The 11176-nt window shown below is 45.4% G+C and carries 19 protein-coding genes and 1 tRNA gene; 3 read left to right on the forward strand and 17 right to left on the reverse strand.

The window, feature by feature from the left end:
- Positions 1–102, forward strand: a 102-nt coding sequence (locus P8P30_10210) for an IS1595 family transposase (GenBank protein ID MDG1287914.1), incomplete at its 5' end; no start/stop codon positions are given.
- Positions 103–212: 110 nt separating this feature from the next.
- On the opposite strand, the gene P8P30_10215 is transcribed toward P8P30_10210, so the two are convergent.
- The 13 genes from P8P30_10215 to lgt form a co-directional block, all read right to left on the reverse strand.
- Positions 213–482, reverse strand: a complete 270-nt coding sequence (locus P8P30_10215; protein ID MDG1287915.1) for a hypothetical protein — start codon at positions 480–482, stop codon at positions 213–215.
- A 2-nt stretch (positions 483–484) separates the two neighbouring features.
- Entirely contained in the window at positions 485–1240 is a 756-nt protein-coding gene (gene fliP / locus P8P30_10220; GenBank protein ID MDG1287916.1) for a flagellar type III secretion system pore protein FliP, read from the reverse strand.
- Entirely contained in the window at positions 1237–1518 is a 282-nt protein-coding gene (locus P8P30_10225; GenBank protein MDG1287917.1) for a flagellar biosynthetic protein FliO, read from the reverse strand. Before P8P30_10225 ends, fliP begins: the two co-directional genes overlap by 4 nt.
- Complete coding sequence (locus P8P30_10230) at positions 1518–1877, reverse strand: hypothetical protein (protein MDG1287918.1); 360 nt, start codon at positions 1875–1877, stop codon at positions 1518–1520. Before P8P30_10230 ends, P8P30_10225 begins: the two co-directional genes overlap by 1 nt.
- Entirely contained in the window at positions 1874–2200 is a 327-nt protein-coding gene (locus P8P30_10235; protein MDG1287919.1) for an EscU/YscU/HrcU family type III secretion system export apparatus switch protein, read from the reverse strand. The genes P8P30_10230 and P8P30_10235 overlap by 4 nt, the downstream gene beginning before the upstream one ends.
- Positions 2193–2435, reverse strand: a complete 243-nt coding sequence (locus tag P8P30_10240; GenBank protein MDG1287920.1) for a carbon storage regulator — start codon at positions 2433–2435, stop codon at positions 2193–2195. Before P8P30_10240 ends, P8P30_10235 begins: the two co-directional genes overlap by 8 nt.
- Before the next feature lie 70 nt (positions 2436–2505).
- Entirely contained in the window at positions 2506–2766 is a 261-nt protein-coding gene (atpC, locus tag P8P30_10245; GenBank protein MDG1287921.1) for an ATP synthase F1 subunit epsilon, read from the reverse strand.
- Positions 2767–2828: 62 nt separating this feature from the next.
- Positions 2829–3284 carry a GNAT family N-acetyltransferase gene (locus P8P30_10250; GenBank protein MDG1287922.1) on the reverse strand — a complete coding sequence of 152 codons (456 nt, stop codon included), beginning with the start codon at positions 3282–3284 and terminating at the stop codon, positions 2829–2831.
- Between the two features lies 1 nt (position 3285).
- On the reverse strand, positions 3286–4161 hold the full coding sequence (locus P8P30_10255; GenBank protein ID MDG1287923.1) for a branched-chain amino acid aminotransferase: 876 nt from the start codon (positions 4159–4161) through the stop codon (positions 3286–3288).
- A gap of 77 nt (positions 4162–4238) precedes the next feature.
- Positions 4239–5093, reverse strand: coding sequence for a DUF1189 family protein (locus P8P30_10260; GenBank protein ID MDG1287924.1), 855 nt, complete (start codon positions 5091–5093; stop codon positions 4239–4241).
- 84 nt (positions 5094–5177) lie between these two features.
- Positions 5178–5951 carry a peptidoglycan editing factor PgeF gene (gene pgeF / locus P8P30_10265; protein ID MDG1287925.1) on the reverse strand — a complete coding sequence of 258 codons (774 nt, stop codon included), beginning with the start codon at positions 5949–5951 and terminating at the stop codon, positions 5178–5180.
- Positions 5952–6917, reverse strand: coding sequence for an SAM-dependent methyltransferase (locus tag P8P30_10270; GenBank protein ID MDG1287926.1), 966 nt, complete (start codon positions 6915–6917; stop codon positions 5952–5954).
- Positions 6904–7716 carry a prolipoprotein diacylglyceryl transferase gene (lgt, locus tag P8P30_10275; GenBank protein ID MDG1287927.1) on the reverse strand — a complete coding sequence of 271 codons (813 nt, stop codon included), beginning with the start codon at positions 7714–7716 and terminating at the stop codon, positions 6904–6906. Before lgt ends, P8P30_10270 begins: the two co-directional genes overlap by 14 nt.
- Positions 7717–7879: 163 nt before the next feature.
- Between lgt and P8P30_10280 the strand changes: the two genes are divergently transcribed.
- A tRNA-Met gene (locus P8P30_10280) sits at positions 7880–7956 on the forward strand.
- A 148-nt stretch (positions 7957–8104) separates the two neighbouring features.
- Positions 8105–9016, forward strand: coding sequence for an integrase arm-type DNA-binding domain-containing protein (locus P8P30_10285; GenBank protein MDG1287928.1), 912 nt, complete (start codon positions 8105–8107; stop codon positions 9014–9016).
- A gap of 13 nt (positions 9017–9029) precedes the next feature.
- Here P8P30_10285 and P8P30_10290 read toward each other — a convergent pair whose 3' ends face one another.
- The 4 genes from P8P30_10290 to P8P30_10305 all read right to left on the reverse strand — a co-directional run.
- Positions 9030–9275, reverse strand: a complete 246-nt coding sequence (locus P8P30_10290; protein ID MDG1287929.1) for a helix-turn-helix domain-containing protein — start codon at positions 9273–9275, stop codon at positions 9030–9032.
- Positions 9276–9367: 92 nt separating this feature from the next.
- Complete coding sequence (locus tag P8P30_10295; protein MDG1287930.1) at positions 9368–10129, reverse strand: hypothetical protein; 762 nt, start codon at positions 10127–10129, stop codon at positions 9368–9370.
- Between the two features lie 357 nt (positions 10130–10486).
- Positions 10487–10945 carry a hypothetical protein gene (locus P8P30_10300; protein MDG1287931.1) on the reverse strand — a complete coding sequence of 153 codons (459 nt, stop codon included), beginning with the start codon at positions 10943–10945 and terminating at the stop codon, positions 10487–10489.
- Between the two features lie 125 nt (positions 10946–11070).
- A partial coding sequence (locus P8P30_10305; GenBank protein ID MDG1287932.1) for an IS1595 family transposase occupies positions 11071–11176 on the reverse strand: 106 nt, incomplete at its 5' end.

The raw sequence follows: 11176 nt of genomic DNA on the forward strand, positions 1-11176 counted from the left end.
CATTTTAATCTGTTCTTGAAAGAATGTGAGTGGAGGTTTAATATGGGCACACCAAGTGACTTACTGGCAGACCTGAAAAAGTTGCTCAAAGAATATTATTAGGTGTCAGCCCCTAAAAGAATTATCACCCTGAATTTATTTCAGGGGAAATTTCTAAGCGAGACACTAGCAGATAAATAGATATCTGAAACAAGTTCCGCATAACAAAAGCGTTATTTGTCTTTCTCTTCGATCACTTCATGAGGTTCATCAATCACCTCAAAATCGCCATCAATGGTTTGGCTATCCGGCTCTTCAGAGTGCGGATGCATGCCCATTTCTTCCATCTTATTGATAATGTCCTTCTGGCGCAGCTTAAACCAAATGGCAAAGCCGATGCCAACAACGGCTAAAACCACTAAAATCACAAGACCAAAGGTGAAGGCAAAAACCAACATCACCGCGCCGCCCATTAACATCACTAAATTATGTAAAATGCTCATCGTCACAAACCAAAGCTACGTACGAGGCTACCAATAAGCATGTACCAACCATCAATCAGTACGAAGAAAATCAGCTTAAATGGCAAGGATATCAACACCGGGGGTAGCATCATCATACCCATCGCCATCAAGGTGGAGGCGACTAACATATCGATAATAAGGAACGGCACGAACAACAAGAAACCGATCTCAAAGGCGCGCTTCAACTCGCTAATCATAAAAGCCGGAATCAAAATCTGATACGGCGTTTGGTCCGCCGACTCGATCTCCACTTGCGGCGCCATATTCATAAAGAGCGAGAGATCTTTATCGCGCACATGACGCAACATAAACACACGAAACGGCTGCGCGGTACGCTCTATCGCCTGTTGCTCCGTAATGGTTTCTTCGATCAATGGCAGAATGCCTTCTTCATAAGATTGCTGCAATACCGGCATCATAACAAACATAGTTACAAACAGCGCGAGGCTGATAATCACCTGATTTGGCGGAGTCGTTTGTGTCCCCAAAGCCGAACGCATAAAAGAAAGCACTACCGCAATTCGTATAAAGCTCGTCATCATGATTAAGATAGACGGCGCCATGCTGAGTAGCGTGACCAGTAGAATAATTTGAATCATGCGCGCCGCAGCTGAACCGCCGCCCACACTGTCTTTCAGCGCACCTAGATCAAGCGAAAATGCCTGAGCCTCCGCCGCAACCGGTTGAAGCGCTACCGCTAAGAATACGGCGATGATAAGAGAGAAAAGACGCGTCATTTCTTCTTCGCCTTTGCTGCCGCTTTTGCATTCAGCTTGGCCACTTCATGGCCGCCCCCTATCATCAGCAAATGCTCTTCTTCATCGCATTTCACCAGAACGAGTTTATTACGCGAATCGAGGTAAAGCTGCTCAACCATTTGCAGCCGGCGCGGGCCTTGCACTTTCTCCACCCAACGCGTCCCGCGCAGATGTTTTAAGCCCCATGAGAGCAGTAAAATTAGCCCTATCACAAAGGCAAAAGAGGCAATGGCTCTAATCAGGCCCACTTCTTCCATTAATCTTCACCTTCATCCGGAGTATCAGCCGAGCTGCCCTGAACCTTTTGATAGGCCGTATGCGCTTGCTTCTTTTGACCGGTCGATTGAACATTATCACGCACGCGATCACGCTCCGCCTTGAGCTGGGTTTCAAGATCCTGCAATTGCTGCATCAGCCCTTGCAACACCGGCTGCATTGTTTTCAATTCGTCAAACCGCAGATCGTGCATCATGCCCGAGAGCGCTTCCACTTGCTCATCTAAACCCGTCAAATCAGGTTCGATATTTTTATCCAGCATCTTTTCGCAGCGCTTCATAAAGTCCTGCAAATTTTCAACCAACTCTTTAGCCGTTGGGCCTTGTATATTATTCGTCATGTTATCTCCTTGCCGCCATAAGCAGCATTAGCTTTATACACGTAAGCAAGAATTTCCGCTACTGCTGCATACGCTTCCAACGGAATTGGCGAATCAACATCCAATTGGGTTAAAAGTTCTGTTAGATCTGTATCTTGGCGTACTTTGATGCCATTAGCAAAAGCCATCTCGATAATTTGGTCAGCCACATGGCCTTTACCGCTTGCGACAATATGCGGGGCCGTGCCCTCACCCTGTTCATGCTTTAAAGCAACGGCTTTGGTCACCTCAACTGGCTTTTTCTCTGGCTCACCAGTATCGGTGATATCAATGCCATCAGCCATCGGTTTTGCTGCCTTCAACGGCGGAGAGTAAATCGTCTAATCCGGCAGAATCCTGCGATTGAGCCGCGACGTTCTCTGCGGAGATTTTATCAAAAATCTCCTTGCGCAACACGCTAGCATCCGGCGGAAACGTGAAACCGAGCTTCACGGATTTACCTTTAACTTCAATAACCTGTAGTTCAATCGTGTTATTCACGATAATCGATTCGCCTAATTTGCGAGATAAATATAGCATTCGTGACTCCTGTCTGCTTTAGGACAAATTCTGCGTCATTTTTGCTTTAAAAGCAAGCTTATAGAGAGATTTAGACTTCCTCAGCGGATTCAGCAAGAATCACGATACCGGCTTCATTCACTTCAGCCGTACCACCTGTCACGTTAAACGCTTTTACCGTCCCGTTTGTGTGAATCGTTACCGCGCCTTCACGCAACAATGAAACCAACGGAGAGTGCTGTGGTAACACACCAAAATCACCTTCAGCACCCGGTGCTTCCACCATGGTTGCTTCACCTGAAAACAACATTTTCTCAGGGGTTACGAGTTCAACTTGCAATGTATCAGCCATTTGGGCACTCCTTATTCACTGGAATTGCTTATAAACAAGCCTGTTGCCGATGACAATAGATTTTAACTTTCATATTTATCATTCAGCAACTTATTCACGACATAACCGCGCACATGATAGCCCTGCCGGAAGAAGAATTTATGCGCGTTGAAACTTTCAACGAGGGACTCTAGCAGCAATCGGTCGCAATCCAACTCTTTCGCCTTCACTTCCAGCCAGTCAAAAATCGCGCTTGAGTACCCACGACGGCGTGCTTCAGGACGAATAAACAAACTATCAAGTTGCATATATTTTCCGCAAAACATACGAACACCAGTCGTATAAAGAATAACCGCATTTGCCCGTTCTGTATGCTCAATGCCCATAATGCCGATCATCTTCCAGCCGCCTTCTGTTAGCATTCTTGGTATATAATTATGCACACGCCCTGCCGGTTGCTTAGGATACATCTGTTCCAATAAGTCACAGCCCGCCTGCACCTGCGCAGGTGTCGTGAATTCAATAATATTATCAGTCATATTACGCTCCTACAGCGGTCATATAAGCTTCGTCCAGCTTGCGGGTAATTTCGCCTGGCGTGTAATGGATGCCATCAATTTCACCGATGGGTGTTACTTCCGCCGCCGAGCCTGTGACGAACACTTCAACAAATTGATCGATCTCATCGGGCATAATGTGGCGCTCCACCACTTTATAACCATTCTCTTTGGCCAGCTGAATCACGGTACGGCGCGTAATGCCATTGAGGAAGCAATCGGCAAGCGGCGTATGAATTTCACCTTCTTTGGTCGTGAAAAAGATATTCGCGCCCGTGCATTCTGCAACATAGCCGCGATAATCCAACATCAGAGCGTCATTATAACCCGCATCTTCTGCCGCATGTTTTGCGTGCGTACAGATCATATACAAACCCGCCGCTTTCGCATGAACCGGAGCCGATTCTGGCGACGGACGTTTCCATTTTGACCATGAAAGACGCAAGCCTTTCATTTTATCTTCTTTGCTGAAATAGCTTGGCCATTCCCATGCCGCAATCGCCACATGGATTCGCGTATCTTGCGCCGAAATAGCGAGCGTATCTGACCCACGCCATGCAACAGGGCGAAAATAAGCATTATTCAGGTTATTCTTTTCTAGCACCTCTAGACACGCTGCATTTAGCGCCTCATTCGTGTAAGGCAAATCAAAACCCAACTCATTCGCCGAGAAACGCAAACGCGCCGTATGTTCTTCTAATTTAAAGATTTTACCATTATAGGCGCGCTGCCCCTCAAACACAGAGGAGCCGTAATGCAAACCGTGATTAAGAATATGGCACTTAGCCTCTTTCCACTCCACGAACTCACCATTATACCAAATCCAGCCGTCGCGCTGATCCATCGGAATGCCCGCCATTTTATGCTCCTTTATTTACTATCATGCGTTTGAAGCATGAATTTACCCAAAAGTAAATTCTTCGATGGTGTGAGGACCTATTCTGATTCTTCGTGAAGCGTTTCCTGTTTAGAAAGGCTAGATAAAGCGTAACCAATATAAACTAGCGTAAGGAGGCTAAAGATAAGCACATTCATACCCGCACCTGTCACACCAAAGAGCAGCCAATCAATCAAAATAGCGGGTGTTAGCGCGATAGCGGCGATACGCACCATGGCATCATATTCCAGCTTCACTTTGAAACCTAATTTCATAATCAGACCAAGCCCGCCGAAAATAAGCGCCTGCACCATATGCAAAAGACAGAGATAAATTAATGCGAGGAAAAAGAACACCACATAGAAGATAAAACGGTTTTCCCATATCCATTCGGATGATTTATCAAATACAGCAATGGCAAGCGTTCGATCCAATACTTGTCCTTCTTCCAGCCCCATATCTGCCCAGTTACGGCTTTTCGTTTCACGATCTGATTTGGCGTAGACTCCTGTGGAATTGATCAATATAGGAGGCACCCCTCCCCATTCTTCAACACCCATCTCTGTATCAATAAGCGCAATGGGAGAAGCTTCACCGTCCAAATAGAGGTGAATGACAGTGCCATTTTTCTCTTCATTCAATAGCTGCACCCCAGTCGCCTTTTTCCACTGTAAAGCGGGCAATTGCTCGATGACTTCCATGGCTTTGACTTGGCTAAGCTCGTGCATCTCCTGTGTAAATATTTTTCGTTCGGCGAGCGTAACAGCATATAGAGAGAAGATGATCACGATGAATGCTGCTAAAATACACAGATAGGAAAACCCAAGCCCACCCCATAATTTCGCCGCATTTTGATAAAGCTTTTGAGAATAAAAGGAATGGGGGAAGTTTTGAAGTTTATTGAATAGTCTCATGAATATACTGCCTGCCTATATCGTTAGATTATGAGCATCATTTTATGACGAAAAACTTTCAAAACCGTTAAGAGGCGACGCGGCCTATTCTTGCAGCATAATTGCCGAGACTTGCCGACCATAATCGCTCTCGTTGCGATGGCAAGAGCGGCGGTAACTGTAAAATAAATCTTCTTGCGCGTATGTATTATTTTTCAACGTTTCGATGTTACTAAGCCCCGCTCGCTGACACTGCAACAAAGCATAGGCCTTCAAATTAAATAAATAATGCGTTGGCTGATCGCTATCGCGTTCAAAAAATTCTACGGTTCGCTCATCCGCACTAATCAGATTTGCACGAAATAACGTATCCACTTGATACGATTCTTGCGAAATACATGGGCCAATTGCCGCCACAATATGTGAGGCTTCAGCACCTAATTTTTCCATCGCCTTTACAGTATTCTGAATAATGCCCGCTTGCGTACCTTTCCAGCCCGAGTGAGCCGCACCAATCACGCCCGCGCCAACATCAGCAAACAGCACTGGCACACAATCTGCCGTTAGAATGCCCAATGCCAACCCCTCACGGTTTGTCACCATCGCATCCGCTTTAGGCAGGTCACTCGGCACCCATGGCATCGTCACTTCAATCACATCTGCCGAATGGGTTTGATGAAGCGAGCAGAGCGCATCCGCGCCCATTTCTTTACGCACCAACGCACGATTCTCGCCAATACTTTGCTGGCTATCATTCGATCCACGGCCCGTATTTAGGCTCGCATAAATACCCGTCGATACCCCGCCTTGGCGCGTGAAAAACCCATGAGTAATCCCATCGAGATTCTCCAAATTTTCTGCTTTTACATTCGTCGTCATTTACGCAAATCCGCCCGGTTGAATTTCATAATTGGGTAATACCGCCATCACCTTGAACAGCTCGCCCATCGTCGCAGGAGACGTTAACCGAAGCCAGCCCTCTTGCAAGTCTTTTTGTGCTTGGGTTTCAGTGGTTTTCAGCAAAAGCTTTTGCAGCCAAATTTCACCACCCAAACTACGCAAGAATTTCTCCTGCGTGACGATAGGCATCAGCATGCATTCCACCTTCTCCACCACTTTCTTTAACGCCGAGAAGTCAACGTGAGACGTTAAGTCCGCCTCTCCAGGAGTTTCCAATGGGTTATGGAACGTATGCTTTTTTACCGCCTGCAACGTATCGCCCGCACCTTCCAAATAGCCATAATCTACCGTCAAAAATACGCCACCTTGCGCTTTCAAGCGCTCGCAAATTTGTGCCATAATCTGGCTCGCCATCGGAGATTCTTCGCGCGTTACCTCACCTTGGGGGGAGAAAGCCAAGCCCTCAACTACCTTGCGCTCTTCATCTCCCACCCATTGACGCACCGGAAATGCATCAAAAAATTCATTCGCAATGATAAGCAGCGGCCTGTCGTTAGGCAGCGTTGATAGATCATCATGCCACGTTGGGTTATGCTTCCACAGCGCTTCTTTCTGAGCTTCACGTAACGTCTCACTACTCTCCACCAAATGCAATTTGCACGGCGGTAGCATCCGCAAAACATCTGCTGAAAGCGTCCCGCGACCCGGTCCACATTCAACCAGGTGAAATTCAGGTTCGCCCAGTTGCTGCCACACATCGCGCAACCACATGCCGATTAAATCGCCAAAAATTTGACTGATCTCAGGCGCGGTAATAAAATCACCTTGCTTGCCCACCGCCACCGCTTTGCGATAATAGCCATATTCAGGGTGCTGCAAACAAAGCTGCATATAATCATGCACGCTTAAGGGAAGTTTACCTTCGATTATATTAAGCAGCGACATCGCGCTTTCGTAAACTCCAGAAGATGAGGAACAAACCACCCAGAATCATCGGCGTGGAAAGCAACTGCCCCATCGTGAGAGACTCCCAAAGAAAGCCGACTTGCTGATCTGGCTCTCGATACTGCTCAACAAACCCGCGAGCGGCACCATAACCCAGCAAAAACAACCCAGAAAGCATCCCCGCCTTCTCGCGAACACGTGTGCATGAAATCAAAATGAATAGAATCACAAATAGCACGACCCCTTCCAACGCCGCCTCATATAACTGGCTTGGATGGCGCACGATATTACCACCACTTGGGAAAATCATTCCCCAAGGCACATCCGCCACACGGCCCCATAATTCGCCATTGATAAAGTTGGCAATACGGCCAAAAAACAACCCAATCGGCGCGACGACAGCCAGTAGATCCATCAATTTTAGAAACAGAATTTCAAAGCGACGGGCAAATAATATCATCGCCAGAATTACACCGGCTAAGCCCCCGTGGAAACTCATGCCACCCTTCCAAATCTGTAGGGCCATCAATGGATTCTCTAGATAGAAAGGCAGATTATAGAACAGCACATAACCCAAGCGCCCGCCCAGAATAATACCAAAAATCGCATAAAGCATAATATCATCGAGTGCTTTAGGGCCCATGAGCGGCGGGGTCGTCTTATCGCTCAAACGCTTCAGCAACCACCAGCCAATAAAGATACCGGCCACATAAGCCAGCGCATACCAACGGATCGCCAAAGGCCCCACTTCAAAAAGCACCGGATCAATTTGTGGAAATTCGAGATAAGTATCAGTCATTATTGCTTCCAAGCTGGCGGATAGGCTGACAGAGTCAGCCCGCCAGATTTCTGGCGTAGCATGCGCGGCATGTGAGCGCCATTTTATTTTTAATAAAATAAATCAAAATGAAAATAAGCGTTCTTGCACTAATAAGCAATGCTTGCTAAGCCTGCATCACGGTGGGGGCATAGCTCAGCTGGTTAGAGCAGGATGCTCATAACGTCTTTGTCGGGGGTTCAAGTCCCTCTGCCCCTACCAGTTTCATTTCCACCACCTTCCATGAATGTTTGAAAACTATATAAAACCAAACACTTATACTCTATATTCGTCCACCACTGCACACCATTAACCGTGGACGATCACGTAATTAAGGGGTATGTATAGGGGTATAGTAATGGAGCACTAAATGTCCGTACCCCTAAGTGACGCAAAATGCAAAGCCGCTAAGCCTAAGGAAAAACTCTACAAACTGTCTGATAGGTATGGGTTATCTCTCCATGTAAATCCCAGCGGAACGAAGAAATGGCGCAAGAAGTTCTACTTTCATGGCAAAGAGCAGACCTACACCATAGGAGATTACCCCGCTATCTCACTAGCCGCCGCTCGTCAGGAAACGTTGACAGTCAATGAGTGGGTCAAAAAGGGACAAAACCCCAACACCCTCAAAAAACTAAAAAAGCAGGCGCAAATAGCCAAGCATGAGCATAGCTTTAAGAAACTCGCATTAGAGTGGCATGGGAAGAAAGTAGATACGTGGTCAGAACGTCACGGCTTCAATATTCTGCGGAGGCTGGAAAAAGATGTTTTCCCGTACATTGGCAACCACCCAATTACTGAAATTAAAACTACCGAGCTAGCCGCTGTTTTAGATAAAATGGAAGCACGAAAAGTCCATGACCTAGCCAACCGAACTCGCCAATATTGTGAGTCTGTTTTTAAATATGCTATCAGCCGAGGCATTGCTGAAAATAACCCCGCCTACAATCTTCGCGGGAGCCTCACCGCACCAAAATCAGAACACTTCCCTGCGATACCCTTCAAAGAACTAGGCCAACTACTCCGCAACATTAGCATCAACCAAGGACGACACTTTCCCGCCAGCATTAACGCTACCAAACTCACATTGCTAACTTTCCTCAGAAGTAATGAACTACGTGGCGGACGCTGGGAAGAAATAGACTTTGAAAAGAAAACATGGGTAATTCCCGCAAAACGCATGAAAGGTAACAGAGAACACCTAGTACCTCTCTCCAAGCAGAGCATCACTTTGCTAAGCTGCTATCTGATGCACCTAAATCAGCCTTGGCTTCGCAAATAAAACACTAGGGGGGCTATGTACTCAGCAGCCTTTTAGTTACTACTTCTCGCTCTCGAATAAGCGCGTCATCAATCTCTATCGTTCGCTTTTCTAACTTGGCGAGCCATTCATCAATGACAGTTTTGCGCACTAAAACTTTTTTACCCATTTGTATGCGCGTGATTTCACCGCTCTTGAAAAGTTCGTACAGGTAACTACGGCTAAAATTGTACGTATCCGTCACCTGATTGATTGTTAGTAATTCTGCTTGTGTATCCATCTGTATCTCTCCTTGTTCGCTGGGTTACAAGTGGATGATGGAGAAAAAAATAATATTTGGGCAGGGAAGGAAAAAAGATAAAAATCCCCCTATTAAGTAGCTGCTCGGTAAAGGGCTGCTACTCCTAAAAAGTCATCATCATTGTAGTGCTCTTCAATGTTCTGCGCTTCCACCATAAGGCCTAAGAACTCTTCGGTTTTTTGCTGAGCTTCGCTCGCTGAATTATATTCAGCCACTACCCCACCCATTGCTTTGGCGGTTGCACAGATGCTATCTACATTTACTTTTAGTTGCCCTTCACCAAGGGTGTTATCTACTTCGATTGCTCTTTCCTTCTTCCAAGATAAAATAGAATTTACAGACCCTTCCCCTATAGCTTCTCTTACTCTTTCTGCAGCTGCATCAAGAGTATCACCTCGCCCATTGAAGAAATATATATACGCTAATAATTTCAATCTGCATTCTTGCTTTCTATAGACCTTGGCTGGGCGATGACTTGCTCTATCAAAAATAGCAGGAGTTTTATTTACATCATATTCTTCTAAGCCATTCTTAAGAATTTCTAGTTGGTTGTAGCCTGCTATGGGTTGAACCTTTGAAAGCATAAAAGCAAACATTTCTCTAGCTTCTGCTGCATTGGCCTCATTAATCTTATCTGTGCCGAATTCTTCTCTCAGCAAGCTCTCAATAGCGAAACGTGTGAAGTGTTCATACATGGCATTGGAGAGCCTTAACACCGCCTCAGCCTTTTCTCTGCCAACAGTGACCCCATCTTCATGCGTGTAATTACCCGAAAAGCGTAATTTAATCAGCTGTTCAAAATTTTCTCTTAGGTCTTTAATTATAATATCCATAGCTCTCACTCCTCACCTGTTGGGTAAATATGTAAGAGTTATTAAGTGCCCCAAATTTTGTTGCGTGTAAAATAATGATGCTGGTATAAAGGAGGAGAAGTTTCTTTTGGCAGTCTACTAACAGTACAAGGGAAGCAAATTGCTTTAGGGGTATGAATAGGGGTATACAGGGAGCATAATATATTTATTTTTCTTGTTATACAAATACTTAAACATTCAATACGATAGCCTCTGCCCCTACCAGTTTCCAAATTTTAGACACAAAAAAGGACCTTCGAGATACGCGATACACGCGTAATCTAGAAAGTCCTGTTTTTTTGATGCATAGGCAGTTAATTTAATGGTTAAAAAATTTGGTTATTCTTCTTCAACTTCTTCAGGAGCTTCTGAAGGAAGGAACAGCTGCAGGATACTTGTTTTCGGGTTTAGATATTCCACCTCTTGTAGAACATCTTCTTCCGAAATATTACTCTGGCACCTCAGATCAACCAAAGTATTTAACCGAGCAATCTCCTTTTTTGGGAGCCCTGTTGCAGCACGCGCATAGGTTAATTCCTCTTGAACATCAACAGTTCCGAACATGTTGAATGCCAGAAATGCCAATGCAATTAAGATATTAACTCCGCCTGATAGGTTTTTATTCCTATCATCAGAATCTGCTACCTTCAGAATATACGCACCTACTGCTAACAGAACCAAAATGGCTCCTTTTCCATAGTCACTTTCGGGCATGGTGCCGAGAAGAATTACTGCAACTGCTGTCACCAGCAGGGAAAGAGCCATTGAACCATCGACTGAATTTCTTGAATCAGACATAATTAATTGATTTAAATACAAGTTCTAAAATACGTAGAGAAGTCGAACATATTCTCTAACGGACAATGAGATTGTCTGTACTATTAAGTCTACATTACTGCAGATAAAATCTAAGGGGCTGACACCTAATAATATTCTTTGAGCAACTTTTTCAGGTCTGCCAGTAAGTCACTTGGTGTGCCCATATTAAACCTCCACTCACATTCTTTCAAGAACAGATTAAAATGCTCT

It is taken from the genome of Rickettsiales bacterium (genome assembly GCA_029252805.1).
Taxonomy (GTDB): Bacteria; Pseudomonadota; Alphaproteobacteria; order Rickettsiales; family JALZUV01; genus JALZUV01.